This is a genomic window from Pyxidicoccus fallax (assembly GCF_012933655.1).
GTDB lineage: Bacteria > Myxococcota > Myxococcia > Myxococcales > Myxococcaceae > Myxococcus > Myxococcus fallax.
In genome coordinates this window covers 1-21,857 of sequence record NZ_JABBJJ010000087.1, presented here as the reverse complement: position 1 = coordinate 21,857, position 21,857 = coordinate 1, and the positions used below count along the sequence as shown (strand labels likewise).

The 21,857-nt window shown below is 69.8% G+C and carries 18 protein-coding genes; 11 read left to right on the top strand and 7 right to left on the bottom strand.

The features are described from left to right. The first annotated feature begins 9 nt into the window (after positions 1-9). Positions 10-831 carry an SDR family oxidoreductase gene (locus tag HG543_RS19755; RefSeq protein ID WP_169346359.1) on the top strand — a complete coding sequence of 274 codons (822 nt, stop codon included), beginning with the start codon at positions 10-12 and terminating at the stop codon, positions 829-831. A 157-nt stretch (positions 832-988) separates the two neighbouring features. On the opposite strand, the gene HG543_RS19750 is transcribed toward HG543_RS19755, so the two are convergent. The 3 genes from HG543_RS19750 to HG543_RS19740 form a co-directional block, all read right to left on the bottom strand. After that, complete coding sequence (locus tag HG543_RS19750; RefSeq protein ID WP_169346358.1) at positions 989-1,474, bottom strand: hypothetical protein; 486 nt, start codon at positions 1,472-1,474, stop codon at positions 989-991. Between the two features lie 158 nt (positions 1,475-1,632). After that, a complete protein-coding gene (locus tag HG543_RS19745) occupies positions 1,633-2,844 on the bottom strand; it encodes a hypothetical protein (RefSeq protein WP_169346357.1) in 1,212 nt (403 codons plus the stop codon). 2 nt (positions 2,845-2,846) lie between these two features. Beyond that, entirely contained in the window at positions 2,847-5,615 is a 2,769-nt protein-coding gene (locus HG543_RS19740; protein WP_169346356.1) for a TonB-dependent receptor, read from the bottom strand. Between the two features lie 173 nt (positions 5,616-5,788). On the opposite strand from HG543_RS19740, the gene mltA reads away from it, so the two are divergent. Next, on the top strand, positions 5,789-7,009 hold the full coding sequence (mltA, locus tag HG543_RS19735) for a murein transglycosylase A (RefSeq protein WP_169346355.1): 1,221 nt from the start codon (positions 5,789-5,791) through the stop codon (positions 7,007-7,009). A 6-nt stretch (positions 7,010-7,015) separates the two neighbouring features. On the opposite strand, the gene HG543_RS19730 is transcribed toward mltA, so the two are convergent. After that, positions 7,016-7,465, bottom strand: coding sequence for an OsmC family protein (locus HG543_RS19730; RefSeq protein ID WP_169346354.1), 450 nt, complete (start codon positions 7,463-7,465; stop codon positions 7,016-7,018). 175 nt (positions 7,466-7,640) lie between these two features. Between HG543_RS19730 and HG543_RS19725 the strand changes: the two genes are divergently transcribed. From HG543_RS19725 to HG543_RS19695, 7 genes are all read left to right on the top strand, one after another. After that, positions 7,641-8,594: a hypothetical protein gene (locus tag HG543_RS19725; protein WP_169346353.1), complete on the top strand. Its 954-nt coding sequence runs from the start codon at positions 7,641-7,643 to the stop codon at positions 8,592-8,594. A 198-nt stretch (positions 8,595-8,792) separates the two neighbouring features. Next, positions 8,793-9,884, top strand: a complete 1,092-nt coding sequence (locus tag HG543_RS19720) for an isopenicillin N synthase family oxygenase (RefSeq protein WP_171817883.1) — start codon at positions 8,793-8,795, stop codon at positions 9,882-9,884. 48 nt (positions 9,885-9,932) lie between these two features. After that, positions 9,933-10,262 (top strand): DUF2845 domain-containing protein, encoded by a 330-nt coding sequence (locus HG543_RS19715; protein ID WP_169346376.1) that lies wholly within the window; start codon positions 9,933-9,935, stop codon positions 10,260-10,262. Between the two features lie 66 nt (positions 10,263-10,328). After that, positions 10,329-11,558, top strand: a complete 1,230-nt coding sequence (locus tag HG543_RS19710) for an FAD-dependent monooxygenase (protein ID WP_169346352.1) — start codon at positions 10,329-10,331, stop codon at positions 11,556-11,558. Between the two features lie 416 nt (positions 11,559-11,974). Then, the gene (locus HG543_RS19705; protein ID WP_169346351.1) at positions 11,975-13,822 is read left to right on the top strand and encodes a hypothetical protein; all 1,848 of its coding nucleotides are present in this window, start codon (positions 11,975-11,977) and stop codon (positions 13,820-13,822) included. Continuing rightward, positions 13,819-15,162, top strand: coding sequence for a hypothetical protein (locus HG543_RS19700; RefSeq protein WP_169346350.1), 1,344 nt, complete (start codon positions 13,819-13,821; stop codon positions 15,160-15,162). Before HG543_RS19705 ends, HG543_RS19700 begins: the two co-directional genes overlap by 4 nt. A 76-nt stretch (positions 15,163-15,238) precedes the next feature. Next, positions 15,239-16,231: a hypothetical protein gene (locus tag HG543_RS19695; protein ID WP_169346349.1), complete on the top strand. Its 993-nt coding sequence runs from the start codon at positions 15,239-15,241 to the stop codon at positions 16,229-16,231. A 72-nt stretch (positions 16,232-16,303) separates the two neighbouring features. Here HG543_RS19695 and HG543_RS19690 read toward each other — a convergent pair whose 3' ends face one another. Continuing rightward, on the bottom strand, positions 16,304-17,809 hold the full coding sequence (locus tag HG543_RS19690) for a zinc metalloprotease (protein ID WP_169346348.1): 1,506 nt from the start codon (positions 17,807-17,809) through the stop codon (positions 16,304-16,306). Between the two features lie 113 nt (positions 17,810-17,922). Then, entirely contained in the window at positions 17,923-18,663 is a 741-nt protein-coding gene (locus HG543_RS19685) for an SDR family oxidoreductase (RefSeq protein WP_169346347.1), read from the bottom strand. 255 nt (positions 18,664-18,918) lie between these two features. Here HG543_RS19685 and HG543_RS19680 point away from each other — a divergent pair, with 255 nt between their 5' ends. Both HG543_RS19680 and HG543_RS19675 read left to right on the top strand, forming a co-directional pair. Then, positions 18,919-19,404, top strand: coding sequence for a GNAT family N-acetyltransferase (locus tag HG543_RS19680; protein ID WP_169346346.1), 486 nt, complete (start codon positions 18,919-18,921; stop codon positions 19,402-19,404). Positions 19,405-19,623: 219 nt separating this feature from the next. Then, on the top strand, positions 19,624-20,484 hold the full coding sequence (locus HG543_RS19675; protein WP_169346345.1) for a BsuPI-related putative proteinase inhibitor: 861 nt from the start codon (positions 19,624-19,626) through the stop codon (positions 20,482-20,484). Positions 20,485-20,550: 66 nt separating this feature from the next. Here the strand turns inward: HG543_RS19675 and HG543_RS19670 are convergent, their stop codons facing one another. Then, positions 20,551-21,831 (bottom strand): DsbA family protein, encoded by a 1,281-nt coding sequence (locus HG543_RS19670; protein WP_169346344.1) that lies wholly within the window; start codon positions 21,829-21,831, stop codon positions 20,551-20,553. Positions 21,832-21,857: the final 26 nt, after the last annotated feature.

The window sequence follows — 21,857 nt, the reverse complement described above, 5'->3', positions numbered from 1 at the left end:
GAAACCCTCATGCCTACGCTCAAGGGAAAGACGCTCTTCATCACCGGTGCCAGCCGTGGCATCGGCAAGGCCATCGCACTCCGGGCCGCTCGGGACGGTGCGAACATCGTCATCGCCGCGAAGACGACGGAGCCGCACCCCAAGCTCCCCGGCACCATCTACACGGCCGCGGAGGAAATCGAGAAGGCCGGCGGCAGGGCGCTGCCGTGCATGGTGGACATCCGCGACGAGAACCAGATTGCCGCCGCGGTGGCGAAGGCGGTGGAGACCTTCGGCGGCATCGACATCCTGGTGAACAACGCCAGCGCCATCAGCCTCACCGGCACCGTCGAGACGCCGATGAAGCGCTTCGACCTGATGCACGGCATCAACACGCGCGGGACCTTCGCATGCTCGCAGGCGTGCATCCCGTACCTCAAGAAGTCCAGCAACCCGCATATCCTCAACAACTCGCCGCCGCTGAACATGGAGGCGCGCTGGTTCGCGCCCCACGTCGCGTACACCATGGCCAAGTTCGGCATGAGCATGTGCGTGCTCGGTATGGCCGAGGAGCTCAAGTCGGACGGCATCGCGGTCAACGCCATCTGGCCGCGCACCGTCATCGCCACCGCCGCCGTGCAGAACCTGCTGGGCGGGGATGAGACCATCCGCGGTTGCCGCACGCCGGAAATCATGGCGGACGCGGCCTACGCCATCCTCACGAAGCCCAGCCGCCAGTTCACCGGCAACTTCTGCATCGACGAGGACGTGCTCCGCGCCGAGGGCGTGACGGACTTCGCGAAGTACCAGATGGTGCCCGGAGCGGAGCTGCTCCCCGACTACTTCATCTGAAGACGCCCGGCGCGTGGGAGGCCGCCGTCCGTGGTGGCCCCTCGCGTTGCACGAGCGTCTGGCGCGTGGAGGCCGCCGTCCGTGGTGGCCCCTTGCGTTGCACGTGCGCCTGGCGCGTGGAGGCCGCCGTCATGTCCGGCCCCTGCTGCCCGCGCGCTCAGTGCCGCTGGTGGACGCGGCGGCGCGTGGCCCCCGACTTGGAGGCGCGCTTGGCGGCGGTGTTCTTCGTCGCGGCCGCCTTGCGCGCGGCGACGCCTCCGCTGGCCTTCTTCACCGCCTTGGTGCCCGTGGTGCGCGTCGCCGTCGCGCGGGTTCCGGTCCCCGTGGTGCGCTTCGTGGCCGCGCGGGTGCCGGTGGTACCCGTGGTACGCGTCGTCGCCGTGCGGGCACGGGTGCCCATGCTGGCGGCGGCCGCGGCCCGCTTCGCCTTCTGCTTCACGGACTTGCGCTTCGTGGGCTGCTTCGAGCCGGCACCCGCCGCGCGCGGCGAGCCACTCCGCTGCGTCACCTCCGCGCGGCTGAGCCCCCGGCGCCCGCCCACCGGAGTGCCGCCGCGTCCAGACGCCACCGTGTCCGCGATGCCCTGGGGTGTTACCCGCACGTCCTCGCCGCGCGTCTCCTCACCGCTCCGCTCCTGCATCATCTTCCGCCTCCCATGCGTGCGCCGCACGCCAATCCCACGCGCAGCGTAGGGACGCGGTGTCGCCGCGCGGAGTCCCGTGTCGGTGCGGGTGCGGGCCAGCCAACGGGGAGATGCACCGCGGGCCGAGGCAAATGCCTTTTCCGATGACTCGGGAAGGTTCAGTCCGCGTCAGGCGCGGCGAAGACGGACACCTCGCGCAGCTGCGAGATGCTGGCCCGGGGTTGCGTTCCGGGAGGCGGCGCCTCGCTGAAGGTCGCGGTTGCCCACACACGCACCTGCCTCACGGCAGGGGCCTCCTCCGGCACCAACACGTCGACGAAGCGCTCGGTGTCGAACACGGTGGCCGGGTCGTCCGTGTACGGAATCGAGTAGAGGTCCGGCAGGGGCGGGCTCTCTCCCAGCGGCAGCCATGTCACGCCGTCCATCGAGCCCTCCGCGTGTACCACTTCCGTGGGGCCGGCACCCAGCAGTCCCCGGACGACGACCCGCCGGGGGCGCACGGGCTCTGGCAGGAGGACGGTGACCTCCTGGGCAAGCCGGTTTCCGGAATAGGGCACCCTGAGCGTCGCGAGCTTGCCGTCCGTGAAGGGACAGGGCTGGAGGGGAGCGTCTCCCATCACGGAGCACGGTGCGCCCCGGCTGGCGGGAACCTCGCCCGCGAAGGGCAGGGGCAGGGGCGGCGACTCGGACACCGCGTTGTAGAGCATCGTCTGCTGGACCCAGGTGCGGTCACCCCGGGCGACGGCCTGCACGCGCGCCCGGCCGTCGGTGAAGTCCTCCAGCAGCTCCGGGCCCACCCAGGGCTCACCGCTTCGCGTCTCGGCGACCCAGGCGATGCCCTGCTCCCCCTGGAGCAGCATGAAGTACTTCGGCTCCGGGATGTCCGCCGTGGGCTGCACGGCATCCCACGACAGCCGCACCCCACCCTCCGCTGCCTCGGCGCGGAGGCTGCTGGCCCAGGGGCGCAGCGGCGGCAGGTCCGCGTCGAACTTCGCCTGGAACCAGAGGAAGTCCCGGCCGCCGTCCTCCCGAGGAGGCAGGTGGAGCTGGAACGAGGTGAGGTCCGTCCAGGGGTGGGGGCGCTCCAATTCGTCGGCACCCGTGTCACGCGCTTGGAGCGCATGGAGGAAGAGGCCGTCCGCGCCGGGCGTCACCTCGGCCCAGGGCTCGTAGCGGGTGTCCCAGACCTCGGCGCGGTACTCGTTGAGGCGGATGTTGACCTTGCGCGGCCGCATCAGCGTGAGCGGGCCGCCACGCCACGGCGTCCCATCCGCCTCCAGCACGGTGCCGGAGAGGTAGACGGGGTCATCGGGCTCCAGCATGCAGCCGCTCAGGGCGAGACACGGGAGGAGGAGCGTGAGGGGGCGCATGGTCAGAAGGTTCCCTTCGCACCGAGGGTGGGCAGAATCACCGGGAAGCCAACCTTCGTCTTCTTCGGCCGCACGGGCTGCCCCGGGGGCGCCCCGTAGCCGTACTCGAAAGCCAGCACCTCGCTGCGCGCCGTGACGTTGAAGACGTCCAGGTAGGCGTCGAGCACGAAGTTCTCGAACACCCAGCTGTGCGAGGCGCGCACGTCGAGCCGGAAGAAGGGCGGCAGCCGGTCCACCGAGCCGCGGTCCACGGGCATCCACTCCGCCTCGCCGTCCGCGTTGGTGCCCTCGCGCCGGGTGCGGTAGCCGAACTGTCCGCTCTCCGGCCGGCCGGTGTTGAAGTGCGCCACCGCGCCGAGGGTGACGAAGTCGAAGCGGTAGCTGAGCGCGGCGTTCACCGAGTGCGCCTGCTCGAAGACGTAGGGCAGGTAGCCCTCCGCCTGCCCGAGCTCCTCGCCCTGGGGGCCCAGCCGCGAGTAGCGCTCGAAGCGGCGGCTCTGGTTGAAGCCATAGGTGACCCAGCCGAACCAGCGGCGCCCGAGCGGCCGGCGCGCCATCAGCTCCAGGCCGTAGGTGTAGCCGCGGCCCTGGACGTCCGCGGCCTCCAGCCCGCGGCGGCGCACGTTGCTCACCACGTCCTCGAAGTTGAACTCCAGCGTGCGCACCAGCGGGTTGAAGTAGGCCTCCGCGGACAGCTCCATCTCCGGAGACGGCCGCCACTCCGCGCCCGTGGAGAGCTGCACCGCGCGCTGCAGGCCGCGCTCCAGCGCGAGCATCTCGCCGGCGGGCACGGGCAGCAGCACGGTGGCGGGCTGGTGATAGAGGCCCGCGCCGGCCTTGAGGGTGAGCGCGTCCGTGAGCGCGTGGCGCACCGCGAGCCGGGGCTCCACGGCCACGTGCGTGTCGAGCCCGAAGCCGTGATAGCTGTCCAGCCGCACGCCCGGCACCAGCGTCCAGCGCGCGCCAGGCTTCACCGTGAGCTGCGCGCCCACGCCCGCGAAGGTGGCCAGGATGCCCGAGCGGTTGTAGGCGTCCCTTCCGTCGATGGGGCCGACGGGGCGGAAGAGGCCGGTGGCCACGAGGTCCGCGTTCCTGCGCTCCAGCTGACCGAAGAGCTCCAGGGCGAGCGCCGGGGACAGCTCGCGCGTGTAGCCCGCGCGCAGCGCCACGCTGCCCTGCCGCAGCTCGTAGCTGCCCGGGTTGTCGGCGCCTTGGGAGAAGTTGATGCCCAGCCGGTCATACCCGAGCGTCAGCCCCAGCTCCGCCTCGCCGCCGGCGAAGGGATGGCGGCCGCGCAGGTCCACGCGGTGGAAGAGCAGTCCCACGCCGCCGGAGTCCTGCTCGGGGATGCGCGCCGTCATGCCCACCGCGTCCGACGTGCCGAGCGCGAGCAGCCGCAGCCGTCCCTCGCCCACGCGCTGCTCCACCCGGGCCTGGTAGTCCCAGTAGTCGGCATACAGCTTGGGCTCACCCGGGTCCGTGTACGTCTTTCCACCGACCGAATAGGACTCGGGGCCGGTGAGGCTGTTGGCGATGCGGGTGACGATGAGGCCGGTGTAGCTGACGCGGGCGGCGGCGGTGACGGTGGTGCCCGTCTCCTCGAAGGGCACCTCGATGAAGACGCCGCTGTTGATGAGGTCGGCGTAGGCGCTGCCGCGCAGGCTCTTCTCGCGCGGGCGGCTGACATGGGCATCCACCGCGCCTCCCAGGAGGCTGCCGTAGCGCGCGGAGGGCACGCCCACCTGGAAGTCGAGCGTGTCGATGAGGTCCGGGTGGACGACGGCGCCGCCCACCATGAGGTGGTAGAGGAAGGGCACGCGCACGCCGTCCACGTAGAAGGCGCTCGCGGAGGGCTGCACGCCGCGCACCACCGGGTACGAGAGTCCGGAGGCGAGCGTCGTCACGCCGGGCATGAGCATGACGACGCGGAACGGGTCGCCCATGGTGCCGGGCACCTCGCGCAGCTCCTGGTCGTGGAGGGTGACGCGGGAGACCTCGGTACGGGGCCGGTCCGCGCGGACCACCGTCTCATAGGGGTTCACCGAGAGCGGCTCCAGCGAGTAGAGCACGTCCAGGTGCTGGCGCTCCTCCAGCGTCTCGTTCAGCACGAGCAGCCGGTGGCCGGGGGCGGAGACCTTCAGCATGAAGGTGCCAGGGGGCAGCTCCAGGCGGAAGAGGCCCTGCGCGTCCGTCTCGGTGGTGACCTCGTTCGCGCGCACGGTGGCGCCAGCGAGCGGCTTGCGCGTGCCCTTCTGCCGCACGCGGCCGGTGAGCAGCGCGCGGGGGCCCTGTGCCGGGGGCTCGAAGCGATAGGAGAAGGGCAGGCGCACCGCGACGGGCGCACCGCCGGAGGTGGCGGGGTGGAAGAGGAGGCGGGTGGCGGCGTGCAGCGCGGCGGCGGCGAGTTCGGGCGGGGCGTCGCCCACGAGGCGCGCGTCGGTGACTTCGCCGGCCTCGCTCACCGTCAGCTCCAGCTCGACGACCACGGGCTCGGTGAGGGCGAAGCCCTCGGGAAGGTGCGCCGGGGAGTCCTCACGCAGCGACGGAGGCGAAAGCGGCGCCGAGGGCTGGCCCGCCTCGGTTCCGGACGGGGAGGTGGGAGGCGCGAGCGGTGCCGCGGTGGGCTGGCCTTTCCCGGCCTCTGATTGAGAGGCGGGAGGCGCGAGCGGCACGGCCGCGGGCTCTCCCTTTTCGGCGCCTGTCTGGGAAGTGGCGAGCGCCGGAGCGGTGCCGAGGAGGAGGGTGATGCAGAGGGGACCGAGGCGCGTCATCGTTGGGGGGAACCGGTGGGTGGCCGTCCTGGATAGAGGTACGGCCCGCACGCGTGGCATTGGTCGCTCGACCTCGCGATTTTGATCAATTTTCGCCTGTCATTCCATGGCGGGTGGGAACGGCTCTCCCATATGGGCACCGGCGTGGCAGGTGCGGTAGGTACGGGAGCCTCATGTCCACGCCGCACGTCCGAGTCCTCCTGCTCGCAGCCTGCACGCTCTTCCTCTCGGCCTGTCCGCGTCCCACCCGGGCGCCTGTCACGAAGCCCGAGGACGCGCTGGTGGAAGTCTCCCGCGACCTGCCGCTGCGGGACGACGGCGAGCCCGCCGCGCTGCGGGCCGCCATCGCCGAGAGCCTCGTGTGGCTGGGCAGGCGGCCCGTGGACGAGCGCTTCGTCTATGGGCCACGGCAGGTGACCGCCTTCGAGCTGCGCACCGCGCTGGAGCGCCTGCACTCGCGCATCCGCGACGGCATGTCCCCCGAGGAGCTCACCGCGCAGGTGCTGGTGGACTTCGAGCCGCTGGAGGCCGCCGGAGGCGAGGACGGCCAGGTGCTCTTCACCGGCTACTACGAGCCCATGCTGGAGGCGAGCCTCACGCGGACGGGCGAGTACACGGTGCCCATCCACGGGCTTCCGAAGGACCTCATCGAGGTGCCGCTGGAGCCGTTCGCGGAGCGCTTCAAGGCGGAGCGCATCTTCGGGCGGCTCGACGGGCGGAAGGTGGTGCCCTACTGGACGCGCGGTGAGATTCGCGGGGGACGGCTGCAGGGCCAGGGCCTGGAGCTGGCGTGGGCGAAGGACCCGGTGGCGCTCTTCTTCACGGAGGTGCAGGGCAGCGGCACGCTGCGGTTGCCGGATGGGAGCCAGCGCCGCATCGGCTACGCGGCGTCGAATGGCCGGCCCTACCGGAGCATCGGCACGTTGCTCATCCAGGAGAGCGCGATTCCCAAGGAGCAGATGTCGATGCAGGCGCTGCGCGCCTGGCTGGCGACGAACCCGGCGCAGTGCAACCGGGTGCTCGACTACAACGAGTCCTACGTGTTCTTCCGTTTCCTGAGCGGTGGAGCGGAGGGCTCGCTGGGGCGGCCGGTGACGCCGGGGCGCTCCATCGCCACGGACGCGCGGCTGTTTCCGAAGGGCGGGCTGGCCTTCATCCACACCGAGCGCCCCGTGCGGCTGACGGACGGGACGGTGCAGTGGAGGCCGCTGTCGCGCTTCGTGCTCAACCAGGACACGGGCGGCGCCATCCGGGGCGCGGGCCGGGTGGATGTCTACTGGGGCCCCGGTCCCGACGCGGAGCTGGCCGCGGGGATGATGAAGCAGAAGGGGCGGCTCTTGTTCCTCGTGCCGCGCGTGGTGCCCGCGGGGGCTCCGCGAGCGTCGGTGCCCTGACGCAGGTCAGGCCACGGTCCGCATGGTGATGTGGACGGGCGTGGGGTGGGCGAGGTTGTCGCTGACGGGGCAGCGGGCCTCGACCTCGCTCTTGAGCTTCGCGATCTGGTCGGCGTTGGCGGGGCTCTTGATGAGGATGGTGACCTCGAGCGACTGGTAGCCGGCGCGCACGCTCCGGTCGGTGCCGGCGAACTTCGCGGGGTCCAACGAGCCGCGCACGCTGATTTCGGTGCTGGTGACGGGGATGCCCAGCTCCTTCGCGATGAAGAAGGTCATGTAGTTCAGGCATCCCGCGTGCGCGGCGAGGATGAAGTCGAGCGGGCTCGGCGCGCCGTTGCGGCCACCCAGCTCGGGGGGCTCGTCCATGAAGATCTTGAAGGCACCGGCCTCGGTGGTGCTGCGGGCCATGCTCTCGCCCACCGTGCGGACCTCTCCCGTATAGAGCTGCTTCGTCATTCGAGCGTTCTCCTGTGAGAGGGATACGCGCGTGGGAGCATTTCCTGGCTGCCCGCCGTCGCGACGTGGCCGGTTTCGCCGAGCGTGTGCGTCTACCCTGGCGCGGAGCGTTTCCGCCTGGAGGGTCCGAGCAAACCCGTGTGGCGCCATGACAAGCTGGCGGTCGATGAAACACATGATTCACGCTTGGAAGGCCGGGGCGCTCATGCGCGCGCTGTTGCCTGTCTTCATGGTCGTCAGCTCGGTGTGGGCCACTGGCGCGGGCGCCGAGCCCGCGAAGCCGCTCCAGCGCGGCTATCTGGTCATCCTCGGCGGCGGCAAGGCGCCCGCGGATGCGGAGGCGGTCGTGAAGAACGCCCGGACGCCGAAGGAGCTCGCGCTTGCCGCCGGTTATCCGCGCGTCGTCGAGTCCGCTTCGGTCAAGGGGCTCAACCCCGGCTTCTTCATCGCCGTCGCGGGTGCGTGCGCGTCGAAGCGCGCGGCCGAGGAGGCCCGGGATGTGCTCGGCTTTCTCTCCCTCGACGGTGTCTACCTTCGCGAGGTCCAGGTGCCCGAGGAGCAGCTGAAGGACTGCCCGCGCCTCCAGCCGGCGGAGCTCGGGAACTTCGACCCGTCGTCTTTTCGCGTCGTGAAGAAGGCGCCCCTCGACACGGCGCGGCCGACCCTGACGTGGGTGATTCGCAAGACGCGGCCCAAGGGCGGCTGCGACATCTTCGACGTGGCGGTGCAGGCCGGCGACACCGTGCTCGCGCACGAGCGCTTCGAGGCCACGGGATGCAACCTGCCGCTGGGGCGCCACACCTCCTGGCACGAGGTCAGCATCGTCGAGGTCGCCAGTGCGCGCTTCGTGCGCCTGGTCTATCGCGCCGAGTGGCACGACAACGGAAGCACCACTCACAAGCTGCTCGACTTCGCTTGCGGTGGGCTCTCCGAGGTGGCCGAGATTGGCGACCGTCATGATGACTTCGTCGAGGAGATATCCCCCGTCGAGGGCAGGTCTCCGCGCGAGGCGCTGCGGATGCGCTGGCGCCATTCTCCCTGTTACAACTGCCGGCCGGACAACGAGGTCCTCCTCTACGAGCGCTCCGCGGAGTGCCGCTACACGGCGAAGGAGGACTCGGGCGGTTGAGGCACCGTGCCCGCACGCCGCGACTTCCAGGAGCAGGCGGGGAGGCAGGGGCCTTCCCGCTTCCGGATGGAAGACTGGGTGGCGGGCACACTCGGAAACCGGGCAGTATGTGCGCCGTCTCCATCGTCACGGGGGGCCGGAAGCCCACCCCGTGCGCGCCCGAGGGTGTGGCGCCGTGCGGAGACAGAGGCATTCGGGATGAGCAGCGACGCGGTGGAGACGAAGGACGGAGTGGTGGTGCTGGACTACGCGAAGCTGGCGGCGGGCGTGGACCTGTCGGCCGCCATCGAGCGCGCGTACGGCCCCGACGGTATCGGCCTGCTGGTGGTGCGTGGCATCCCGGGGCTGGCGGAGCTGCGCAGCGGCCTGTTGCCGCTCGGCTTCCGCTTCGCGGCGCTGCCCAACGAGGTGAAGGACCGCTACGTCCACGCGCGCAGCAGCTACTCGTTCGGGTGGAGCCACGGCAAGGAGCTGCTGAAGCCCGGGCAGTTCGATGAGTTCAAGGGCTCGTACTACAACAACCCGCAGTACGACGTGCCGCAGGCGGACCCGGCGCTGGTGGAGAAGTACCCGGAGAACTACCACCCGAACGTGTGGCCGGACGCGGACTTCCCGGAGCTGCGCCCCGCGTTCATGTCGCTGGGACAGCGGATGGTGGACGTGGGCGTGCTGGTGGCGGAGCAGTGTGACCGGTACGTGCGCTCGCGGCTGGGAGACCGGCTGACGCGGGACGCGGAGCTGGCGAGGACGATTCGCGAGTCGCGCGCGTGCAAGGCGCGGCTGCTCTACTACTTCGCCATCAACGAGGACGCGACGCCGCGCACGCGGGATTCGTGGTGTGGCTGGCACAGCGACCACGGCTCGCTGACGGCGCTGTGCCCGGCGATGTACTTCGAGGCGGCGCCGGGCGCGCCCGAGCCTGCGCGCTCGGACATCGCGCTGCCGGACCCGGAGGCGGGGCTGTACGTGCGCACCCGGAACGGCGAGGAGCGCAAGGTGGTCATCCCGAAGGACTGCCTGGCGTTCCAGATTGGCGAGAGCTCGCAGATTCTCACGGGTGGGCTCTTGAGGGCGACGCCGCACGCGGTGCAGGCGCTGGCGTATCCGGCGAGCCGGAACATCTCGCGCTCGACGTTCGCGGTGTTCATGCAGCCGGACAACGACGCGCCGATGCGGGCACCGCAGGGGACGGACCCGAAGGAGCAGCGGGTGGGGGCGTTCCAGCCGGGGATGACCTTCGGCGACTTCGCCCGGGCGACGTTCGCGAAGTTCTACAACCCGTACGCGTGAATATCCGCGGGGCGTCCGCGTCGAGCCCCGGACGGAGGAGATTCGATGATGCGTTCGCTCATGCTGGCAGTGGCCGTGGCGCTGATGTGGGTTCCCGGAGCGGTGCAGGCGGCTTCGCTGCGGTGTGGCTCCGCGCTGGTGTCGGACGGGGCGTCGAAGTCGGACGTCATCGCGAAGTGCGGTGAGCCCATCGCGAAGGAGAGCCGCTCGGAGTCGGAAGAGACGAAGATGCGGGACGGCGACACCTCGACGAAGCGGGTGGTGCAGAAGACCTTCGAGGAGTGGACGTACAACTTCGGCCCCAACCGCCTGATGCAGGTGGTGGTGTTCGAGAACGGCAAGCTCATCGATGTGAAGAGCGGGGGGTACGGGCGGTAGGCGACATGGAGTGAAGTGCGGGCAGGGGTGATTGCGCGGGCGCGTTGGTCCGGTAGAAGTCGCTCCATGAAGGCCCCCCACGTCGTCATCGTTGGCGGTGGACCCGCTGGAATGGTCCTCGCCTGGCAGCTCGTCTCGAATGGCGTTCCGGTCCGCGTCCTGGAGCGCCACCCGGACTTCACGCGCGAGTTCCGCGGTGAACTCCTGCAGGCTTCGGTCGTCGAGGCATTCGAGCGCGCGGGGCTCTTCTCGATGTTGCTGGAGCGGGGGCTGGCGCTCCCGGACATCGAGCGTCGCATGTTCGTGGGCAAGCACCGTGTTGTCCGCGTGCCCGGTCCCCGGGAGCGTGGCGCGGTGGTGTCGCAGCCCGGACTGCTCGCGCTGCTGCACGAGCTGTGCAGCCGCCATCCCCACTACCAGCTCGACTTCGGGACCACCGTGCTGGATGCCATCCGCGAGGACGGGCGTGTCGTCGCGGTGAAGACGCGGTGCAACGGAGTGGAGGGCCGCGCCGACGGGGACCTCTTCATCGTCTGCAACGGACGCAACAGCCACCTGCGCAAGTCATGCGGGCTGGAGACCCAGGAGTTCGAGTCGACCGCCGACGCGCTCTGGCTCCGCTTCGACCTCTCCGACGCGCCCCAGGTGCTCCCCGAGTCGCTCGATGTCCACATGTTTGGCAAGGGGCTCGTCGTTGTCTTCCAGCCCAGCCCGGGGCACCGGCTGCACGTGGCATACAGCGAGCCGGGGGACCTCAACCGGCTGCGCAAGGACCTCCCGGAGCTGCGCAAGCGGCTGCTGCCCACGTTGCCGGAGGCGCTGCGGCCCCACGTGGAGCGCAAGCTCGACGAGCACACCGAGTGGCAGGTGCTGAAAATCCTCGTCGACCGTGTGAGCCGCTGGCACGCGCCCGGTGTCCTCTTCCTGGGAGACGCCGCGCACACCATGTCGCCGTCGGGTGGGCAGGGGCTGAACCTCGCCATCCGCGACACCTTCGTGGCCGCCAACCACCTGTTGGATGCGCTTCGGGCAGGGCGTCCGCTGGACGAGGCGCTCTTCCAGCGGATTCAGGACGAGCGCCAGCCGGAGATCGACCGCATCCAGGCCGGGCAGACCCGCGCGGGGCAGATGGTGCTCAAGCCTCTCGGCGTGCTCCACGTGATGTTCACCCTCCTGGGCGTGGTGATGAAGCTGGCGGGCAAGAAGATGGAGGGTGCGGGCGGAGTGCTCCCGGCCGAGCCGCGCTACCTCACACCGCTCTCGCGCGGTGCCTCGACGACAGCGGCCACCGGATAGCCGTGGCCGGAGGTCGGCATCACCGCCCCACGGCACTCTGACGGGTGGAGTCATTCCTTTCTGGGCTGGCGCGCAAGTAGCGTTTCAGGCTTTCGCGCGGCACTCACGCTCCAGGACGGAGACTCCTCATGCCGTACCCCGGCGGTGTCCGGCTTTCTTCCCGTGAGGAGGTGCCTCCGCGCCTTCACGGTTGGGCGTGCCTGCTGTTGGCCGTCGCCGTGTTGTCCATGGGCTGCGCCACCGCGTCTCACGGTGCCCTGACGCCTGGCGCGCCACTGTCGCTGACGGCCGGCGGGTGGGACCTGGGAAACGGAGGTTCGGGCTCGTACGCGTCTTCCACCCGGGGAGTTGGCGGGAAATCCGCGTGTGGTGGAGGCGTCCCTTCCGGCTGGCCACATCTGGGCTCCAGCGAGGAGGTGCTGGCGCCTTTCCTGACGTGCGCCTCGCCAGCGGACTTCGTGGCGTTGCAGCGCACCGTGGACATGCCTCGGCTGGTGGAGTCCCTCTCGGACTGGGACGCCGTGAAGCTGGGAGCGCTGGGCCCGCTGGACGCGAAGTCGTCCGAGGTGCTCGGCCGCAAGCGCGCCGCTTTCATCGTGGCGGCCACTGAGAAGTACGGCGTCCCCTTCGCGGAGGTGTTCGCCCTCTTCATCCTCCACTCCGCCTATGACGACGAGGTGCGCGAGGTGGTGCGGCTGCTGGCCCGGCGGAAGCAGCTGGGCGAGACGCTGGGGCGCATGGCCACCGTACGCGAGGAATTGGAGGCGCGGGGCCTGAAGCTGGCGGACATTCCGGAGCGGGACGCGCGGGCTGGAGACGTACTTCGAGGCCTGGGCCGTGCCGGGCGGGACGCGCTCGCCACCGTGCCGGTGCTGGCCGAGGGCCGCTATACGGACTTCCACGCGAAGCGTATGCAGCTGCCGCCCGCCTACCGGGAAGCGCTGCACGAGGTGGAGCGGGCGCTGGTGGCGGAGCGCTTCTCGACGGGAAGCGCGGCGCTGGGGAGCTTCGATTCGCTGACGTTCGGCGTGCCGCTGGGGTGCTACCACCTGCTGGCCGGAACGCTTCAGGGCGTGGGCTCGCTGACGGCGGGTGAGTACGAGCAGGCCACTCGGGAGCTGGCACCCGCGGCCCTGCTGGTGGGGCTGTACGCGGGCGGCCGGGGCGCGCGTTACGTGCGCGAGGGTTCCATCGCAGGGAGGGAGGGCACTCGGCTTCCTTCATTGGCTCCGCGTCTGGAGGCACTGAAGGGAGTCGTGGCTCGGCTGGAGGCGCGGCTGGGCCGTGGCTCCATAGGGGAACTGGCCCGGCACCTCCAGGCGAGCCGGGATGGGGCGCTGGTGGTGGCGGAGTGGGGCGAGGCCGGGGCCGTGGCGCTGCACGAGACGCGAGGCAACGCGGGGAAGGCACAGGCGTGGTTGTCCGAGGCGAAGAGCCAGCGCGCGGGGCCCACGCTGTCGCGAGGCGGTGCGGGGAAGGGCCCCGGCCTCGCGGCGCAGGTAAGCGAAGCAGCGGGCTACACGCGAGAGGCGGTGGAAACAAAGCTGCGGCGTGCGGAATGGGAGGCACCGGGCGCGCGGCTGCCGGCGGACGTGGCGCTGCTGAAGCGTCAGTCCCCCGCGCTCGACGCGCCGCCGCCGGGAGTGCGTGAGGGCTCCGCGCTGTGGGGGGAGTATGTGACGTACCGGGCGCGGAGGTTGGCGGAGGTGGAGCAGGGCCAGGCCACAAAGGGGCCGCTGCGGTGGGAGGGGTACCGGGAGATGCGCGGGCTGTTTGCCCGGGGGTTGGACTTCGAGCGGGCCATGGTGGACCAGCTCCGCGCCGACGCGGTATTGCCCCGGGCACAGCGCCGGTGGCTGACGGACTTCGAAGTGCCGCGCATTGAAACGCATGTGGGCGTGTGGAAGCCGAAGACGGGGCTGCGGTACACGGACGTGCTCGTCATTGAGGAGAGGCCGCCCGCGGGGCAACCGCCGCTGGTGGAGACCTTCAGTTTCAAGAGTCGGGACCTGCACCGCCTGGAGCCAGGTTCCATGGCGTCGCAAGTGGTTTCGGACGCGAGCGCCGCCTTGAATTATTACGGCCAGACTCTGAACATCCGTCGACGCTCGCTCAACCCGGAGGGTGACATGGTGCAGGTCCAGGTCCAACGGGTCCGCCTCGTCTACGAGGGCGGCGACCTCCGGCCTGGTTCAGCGGTTTGGAACGAGGCCTTGAATGTAGTCAGGCGCGAAGTGCAGGGAGTGGAGGTGCTGGTCCGATGAAGTGGCTCAGTATCTTTGACATGAAGCCGGAGGATTGCCTCTACTTCTCCTTCGAAGCCGACTTCGACCCAGAGGCTCCCCTGGAACGTGAGTTGGAGCCCTTCCTCCATGCGCTTGAGACGTATGCCGACGCCTGGATGCCGCAGGTCGTTCAAGGCAAGAGAGTGCGCAAGTACTCCCGAGCTGCATTCTTCAAGGGCTTGGAGGAAGAACGTGGTGACCGCAGCACGTCCCTCGGGCTGTACCGCAAGGAGTGGCCAGGGCTGAGCACGATGTTCAGTCTTTGGATTCCGCCACCCGCCCCCTCCCGATTGTATTTCGGTGGTTCCATCAAGCCGATCTCCGTCTTCGCGGACGTCAGGCACTGCGAGCAACTCGTGGACCTGGTGTGTGCATGGGCTGCCCACTACCCTGTCGCCCATGCATGGGCCCATAGCGTGGCGGAGAGCCAGTTGTCGGGCTCCCCCGACTTCGGCCGCGACTCGCAGACCACGATTCGCGACGGCTTCGACCGGGTCTACGAGGTGTCCTGGCTCAACGTGTTCGGTCCCAAGTTGGTGGCGTCCATCGGCCGCGAGCGCGTGCTGTCCACGCCTGCGCACCGGGTGGAGGAACTGCCCAACGGCGCCGTGCTCCTGGTGACGTGGCCCATCGCCGCGGACTTCGCCCGCGATGAGGCCCGCCAGGCCCAGGCCCGCGCGCACTCCCACCTGCGCCCGGACCTCGACTACGACACCCTGCTGCGCACCCTGCGCGAGCGCAGCGCCATCCTCGCCCCCGTGGAGCCGCGCTTCCCGCCGGAACTGGAGCCGCTGCTGACGCGGGTCGTGGACCGCGTCCTCATCAGTGAGCGCCAGCTGAAGATTGCCGAGCTCAACGCCTGGCGGCCACCGGAGCCGGACGAGTGGCTCCCCGCGAGCGCGGCCCTGCCGCCGGACGTGAAGGACGTGGACTTCGTGCGCGAGCAGTACAACGACCTCGCCGAGGGGCTCGTGGCGCTGCTGCACACCGACGTGCCCTCCGTCTTCGAGGCCTCGCCCCAATCTCTCATGGACGTGGATGCCCACTTCTGGTGCGAGGACTTCCTGAGGAACCGCCTGCCGGAAGTCGTCGACGAGCACCTGATGCCAGCGGTGGGCGCGTACCTGGGAGAGGTGCTGGTGAAGCACCTCGGCGGGCAGTGGATACCGCGCAAGAGGCTGGAGGAGGCACAGGTGCGCGTGGGAGACCGCGTCTGGCTGCCCTTCCTGCGGGCCCATCGCTACACGCGCTCGCGCCAGGCGCTGCTGGACTCCTCCCTCTCCGGCTTCTACCTCGCGGCCGAGCGGCACCGCGCCTGAGCATCCCACCGTGTGGCTCGTGCCGAACCCCGGGCCATCTTGACATAGTGTAATTAAGACACCATCCTCTTCGGGCATGAGCGCGCCGACTCCTGTCTGTCTGCTCCGCCGCGAGTACAAGGCCTCGGTCCTGCTCGACGAGCACCCGCCGGTCCTGCGCCATCCCCACAAGCGGCTGGTGTTCGAGCTGTCGTGCCCGCCCGGCGCCGTCCACGCGGGAAACGTCGAGCTCACCCGGTGGCGAGCCCTGCCTCTGCCGGAGACCGTCCAGCTCTCCCCGACCGAGGTCCTCGTGGTACCGGGGTTCTACGACTACAGCGGAGACGACGCCGGGGTGTGGCACGTGAACTTCGCCGACCCCCAGCTCTTCGTCGCCTATGGCTCGGCGCTGCTCGCCCAGGACGAGCTGCAGGCCGCCGAGCATCCCGTGCTCGGTTCGTTGCGCGAGGCGCTCCTCTACGAGGGGCTGCCGGCGAAGACCGAGGTCAACGATGAGCCGACACCCATCCTCGTCGTCGGCGCCGAGCGCCGGTGCGCCATCGCCACCCACCCGGACCGCGCCGCCGGCAGACCCCGAGGGCTCTATGGCAACCTCTTCGCCGCCGCTTCGTCCTCGGTCATCCGTGCCGCGGTGAAGGTGCTGCGCCCGCCCACCCGGACGAACCTCATCGCCATGGCGGCTCCCACGGGCGGACCCGGGCCGTACTTCCGCTGGCAGCTCGAGCGCGTCCTGACCACCGCGTACACCGCCTTCTCCGCCGCCATGACGGAGTCGCGGCAGCTGTGGCCCGGCAGGCCCGTGGAAATCCACACCGGCTTCTGGGGCTGCGGCGCCTTCGGCGGCAATCGCCACGCGATGACCCTGCTCCAGCTCCTCTCGGCGCGACTCGCCGGAGTGGACCGTCTGCGGTTCCACGCCGGCGATGACGCGGGCCTCGCCGCCTTCGAGACCGGCTCGGAGGACCTCGACCGGGTCCTCGCGGCCGGCACTCCCGGAGAGCCGCTCGCCGAGCTCGTCGAGCGCATCGGCGACCTCGACTACGAGTGGGGCGTGAGCGACGGGAACTGAAAACACCACCGCCGGGCCCCCCTGACGAGGAACCCGGCGGCGTGTACTGCCTTCAGCGTGAGCGGGCCCGGATTACTTCTTCGGGCTCGGGTGCTTGTGCTCGTTCTCGGTGAGGCACTGCTCGGTCTTCTCCGGCGCGACGAGGAACGGCTGCGCCCGCATCAGGCTGGCGGTGTCGCCCAGGTAGACGTCACCGATGGTGCCGGCGCCGTGGTAGACGAGCGCCGTCCAGTCGTTCTGCGACGCGCTGATGATGTCCGAGGTGTCGCCGTCGTTGTTGAGGTCCTGGGCGATGTTGCCGGCCTGGATGACGCCGTTGCCGTTGAAGTCCAGGTTGGCGCTCGCATTGCCAGAGCGCAGGACGGTGCCGACGCGCACGCCGTACCGGGCCAGGTCCGCCTCGGTGGTGGTGCCGGCGGGCGCGAAGGCGGAAATCTCGCTGACGGCCGCCTCGCTGGCGGAGGCCACGCGAACGCGCGAGTAGTCCAGGATGCCGTCCACCCCTTCCACGTACAGGCCGCGGAGCTGGTACGTGTAGCTCATGACGCTGAGGTAGTTGGCCTTGTAGTTCGCGTTCTCGTTGCCACCGTGCATCAGGCCGATGTTGTGACCCAGCTCGTGCATGATGGTGCCGGCCTGCTGCTGCTCGGTGCCGCCCGGCGTGGACCAGTTGCCCAGCGTCACGATGAAGTCATGGGCGGGAATGCCGCGCGACAGGCCGCTGGAGCCGCCGCTGTTGTACTGGTTGGCGATGAGCGCGTAGTGGAACAGCCGCGTGCGGCGCGGGGCGAAGTACTTCGCCTTGATGACGTCGAAGTCCGTCCATGCCGGGTTGAGGTCCATGTCCGCGTCGGCGGCGGCGATCTGCTGGTCCACCACCAGGTGCAGCGAGATGCCCGTGGAGCCGTTCGGGTTGCTCACCGGCGCGGCGGCGAAGGCGGCCGTCACGCGGTCCAGCGCCGTCTGCATGGGCCGGAGGTTCGGGTAGTAGTCCAGCTCGACGAAGACGTCCTTCTTCAGCGGGTTGGCGCCGTAGTAGCGCAGGTCCACGCCGCCGACGCCGAACAGCTCCGCGAAGTCGCTGAGGCTGTCACCGTCCGTGTCCGAGTTGGTGGGGCTGGTGCCGTACTGGGCCTCCGCGGCGTCGCAGATGCCATCGGTGTCGGCGTCGGGAGAGTTCAGCGCGCAGAGGTAGACGGTCTGCACGTTGGAGACGCTGTAGTCCTGCCCGTCCTGCGTCACCGTCTCGTACTTGGGCTTGTGGTAGACGTTGATGGAGCGGTAGCCGGAGCGGGTGTAGAGGAGCCGGATGGCCTCCTCGCCGGCCGCGGGCATGATGATCTTGACGTTCTCCTCGCCCTTGCGGTTGCCGTAGGCGTCGAAGACGAAGAGGCCCGAGCTGTCTGTCTTCTCGTTGGGCGTGCCGCAGCCGCTGCCGGAGCAGGTGCCCGAGGCGACGGTCACCGTCACGTCCTGGATGGCGCTGCCCGTCGAGGCGTCGTTCACGTAGCCGTAGACACAACCATTCAATCCAACAGCGGCCACGGAGGCCGCAAGGGTGATGCGAAGCGTGGACATGAGAGTCCCCCTCAAGTGATTCAGGTGATTGGCAGTGCGCGCGCTGTCACTTGAACGGGGGTGGGGGAATTTCTTCCCCGGACGGGAGACGATTTTTTCTGTGTGGGGCCGGGTCAGATGATTCCGCCGTTGGCGCGCAGGACCTGGCCGTTGACCCAGCCCGCGTCCGGGCCCGCGAGGAAGGCGACGGTGTTGGCGATGTCCTCGGGCTGGCCCAGGCGCTCCAGGGGCGCCATCTTCGCCATGCGGTCGACCACTTCCTGGGGCTTGCCCTCGAGGAACAGGTCGGTGGCCGTGGGCCCGGGGGCGACCGCGTTGACGGTGATGTCTCGGCCGCGCAGCTCCTTGGCGAGCACGCCCGTCATGGCCTCCACGCCCGCCTTGGTGGCGGCGTAGACAGCGTAGGTGGGCTGCAACAGGCCCACCACGCTCGATGAGAAGTTGATGATGCGCCCGCCCCGGCGCAGCCGCCGCGAGGCCTCTCGCAGCGCGTTGAACGTGCCCTTGAGGTTGACGGCGATGTGCCGGTCGAAGCTGGCGTCATCGGTGTCGGCGATGCTGGACAGGCGCATGATGCCGGCGTTGTTGACCAGCACGTCCACGCCGCCGAAGGACTTCTCCGCCGCGTCGAAGAGGCGTCGGACGTCAGCGCTGTCGGCGACGTCCGCCTGGACCGCCAACGCCCGGCCTCCGGCCTGCTCGATTTCGCGGACGAGGGCTTCGGCCGGCCCGGCGCGCTCGGCGTAGTTGACGATGACGGCGAAGCCGTCGCGGGCCAGGCGCCGGGCGATGGCGGCGCCGATGCCGCGGGACGCGCCCGTCACCAGGGCCACCTTCTGAGGCTGTGCGTTCATGTTCCTCTCCCCGCCGGCGTCAGTGCCGGCATGGAGGGAACATGCGCCTTCTGGCCTGAGACATCATCGCCCTTGAAGCGGCAGCACTGTTCAGGAACGGCGAACAATCAGCCGGACGGCTCAGCGCGAAGTCATCCACCTGGAGGGCTTGCTCAATGCTCTAGCGAGGGACCTGCCTTGTCGAGTGAACAGGTCCTGTCATCCTCACGGGTCAGGTGGAACGACGGGAGACGTCGTTGGGCTATGTCACCCACCATGCTCATCCGGACTGCCGACGAACAGGACTGGCCCCGCATCTACCCATTCTTCTCCGCCATCGTCGCGGCGGGAGAGACGTATGCCTATCCGGGGAGCCTCTCCCTGGAGGAGGCCCGCCCGTGGTGGATGGAGCAGCCTCCTGGGTGGACGGTGGTGTGCGTGGAGGGCGACACCGTCCTCGGCTCCGCGAAGATGGGACCGAACCGCCCGGGACGTGGCGCGCACATCGCCACGGGGAGCTTCATGGTCGACCCGGCCCACCAGGGGCGCGGCGTGGGACGGAAGCTGGGCGAGTACGTCATTGGCTGGGCGCGGGAGGCGGGCTACCGCGGCATCCAGTTCAACGCGGTCGTGGAGACGAACACGGCGGCGGTGCGGCTGTGGCAGTCGCTCGGCTTCCGCATCATCGGCACCGTGCCCGAGGCCTTCAATCACCCGCGGCACGGCTTCGTCGGGCTGCACGTGATGTTCCATCGCCTCTGAGTGCGCACGGCGATGTCTCGGAGTCCTCTGGCTCGCCTTGAACCATGAGTGTCTGTCATTCACTGCTCGACGGGGGTGGCGGACACCCGGGTCAATGGCACCCAGAAATGGGCGGCGCTGAATCGCAGCTTGGAGATCCAACGGAACGGGTTCGCGACAAATGAAGACAGTGGCGGATGGATGCCACTGATTGAACCCCCCACCGCAGGACCTTCCCCCATGCGAACCAAGCTGTCCTTCGCGCTGATGCTGGCGCTGCTCTCCGTCCTGACCCCCGCGCTCTCCGAGGCACAGTTCCTGGACCCGCTCACGGTCCAGTTCACCGCGGACAAGAGCGACTACACCCGCGGTGAGCAGGTGCTGCTCACCCTGCAGGTCACCAACCGCTCCGCGCTGCCGGTGACGTTCAGCTTCTCCAACGGGCAGCGCTACGACTTCACGGCTCGTGATGCCAGCGGCAACGCGCTCTGGACCTGGTCGACGGGCAGGACGTTCGACACCGCGTCCCAGCAGACAATCCCCGCCGGCGCGACCGTGACGTGGCAGGAGACCTGGAGCTTCTCCGCGGACGATGGACGGCCGGTGCTCGATGGCGCCTATACCGTCACCGGCATCTTCCTGGGCAACTACCTCGGGCGGAGCGGTTCCAAGCAGGGCGAGGCGGCCATCACCCTGACGACGCCCGACACCCTCCAGGCCACCTTCTCCACGGACAAGAGCTCCTACGGGCTCTTCGACAGCGCCGCCGCGCTCACGCTGACGGTGACCAACACCGGCACCTTCCCGGTGACGGTGCTGTTCAACTCGGCCCAGACGCATGACTTCAGCGTCGGCAACTCCTCGGGCACCGTCGTCTGGACGTGGTCGAACGGCAAGACGTTCGACCCCACGCCGTGGGAGCAGGTCCTGGCGCCGGGCGAGAGCTGGCAGTTCAAGGGGACGTGGTCGCTCAATAACAACAATGGCGTCCGCGTTCCGGCCGGGACCTATACGGTCAAGGGCTCCTTCCTGGGCAGCTACTACGGCCAGGTGGGCACCAAGGGCGGCGAGGCGCAGGTGCAGGTGCGCGGGCTGCTCTAGGCGCGCTGAAGATGCGGGCGGGGCACCGCTCCAGGTGCTCCGCCCGTCGAGCCCGTCAGCGGCGCCCTACCGCGCCGCCACGCCGGACTTCTTCAGCTCGTCGTCGATGACGCGGCGGAAGTGGTCGATGGGCAGCGCGCCCACCACGGCGCGGCCGTTGATGAAGAACGTGGGCGTCGCGGAGGCGCCCACGCGCGCGCCCTCGCTCGCGTCCGCCGTCACCTGCGCGTCGTACTTCCCGGAGTCCAGCGCCGCCTTGAAGCGCGCCTCGTTCAGGCCCAGCTGCTTCGCGTAGCCCTCCAGCGACGCGCGGTCCAGCTGCCGCTGGTTCGAGAACATCACGTCGTGCATCTCCCAGAACTTCCCCTGCTCGTGCGCCGCCAGCGACGCGGCCGCCGCCAGCTTCGCGTTGGGGTGGTTCGGCAGCGGCTGGTGCTTGAAGGCCACGCGCAGCTTGCCCTTGTACTCCTCCTCCAGCGCCTTCAGCGTCGGCACCGCGCGGGCGCAGAAGGGGCACTCGAAGTCCGAGAAGGCCACCACCGTCACCGGCGCGTTCGCCGGCCCACGCGCCGGCGCGTTGCCCACCTCCACCTTCTGCACGGGCAGCTCCTGCGCCTCTTGCGGCGCGGGCCGCGAGGGCGGACGGTCCACGCCCTTCTCGATGACGCGCGCGTACACCTCCGTCGGACGCACGCCGCCCTTCACCAGCGCCTCCGCCTTGCCCAGCTCCTCGTCCACCACGCCCGTGAAGACCTCCAGCGGCTGCGCCCCGCTGATGAACCGCCCGTTCACGAAGAACGCCGGCGTCCCCGTGGCCCCCACCTGCATCGCCAGCGCCTCGTCCTTGCGCACGCGCTCCGCCAGCCGCGGGTCCGCGAGGTCCTTCTTCCACCGCTCCAGGTCCAGCCCCAGCTCGCGCGCGTAGCGCTCCAGGTCCGCGTCCTCCAGCGCTCGCGCGTTGGAGAAGAGCACGTCATGCATCTCCCAGAACTTCCCCTGCTCGCCGGCCGCCAGCGCCGCCAGCGCAGCGGGCCGGGCGCGCGGGTGGTTGCCCAGTGGGTGGTGCTTCATCACCACGCGCAGCTTCTTCCCGTACTTCTGCTGGAGCTGCTTCACCGTGCCGTGCGCGCGCGAGCAGAAGGGGCACTGGTAGTCGGAGAACTCCACCAGCGTGACGAGCGCGTCCTCCGCCCCCGCAGCCAGCGAGCCGTCCAGCGGCACCTTGTAGACGGTGGGCGAAATCGGCGGGCGCTGCCGCGCACCCGGGGCCTTCGCGGCGGCGGACGGCGCTCCCCGTGCCTCGACGGACCCGGCCGTCGCCTCGGAGGGCCTGTCTCTTATAACCATCTTACGCTGCCGACGAAACTGAACGT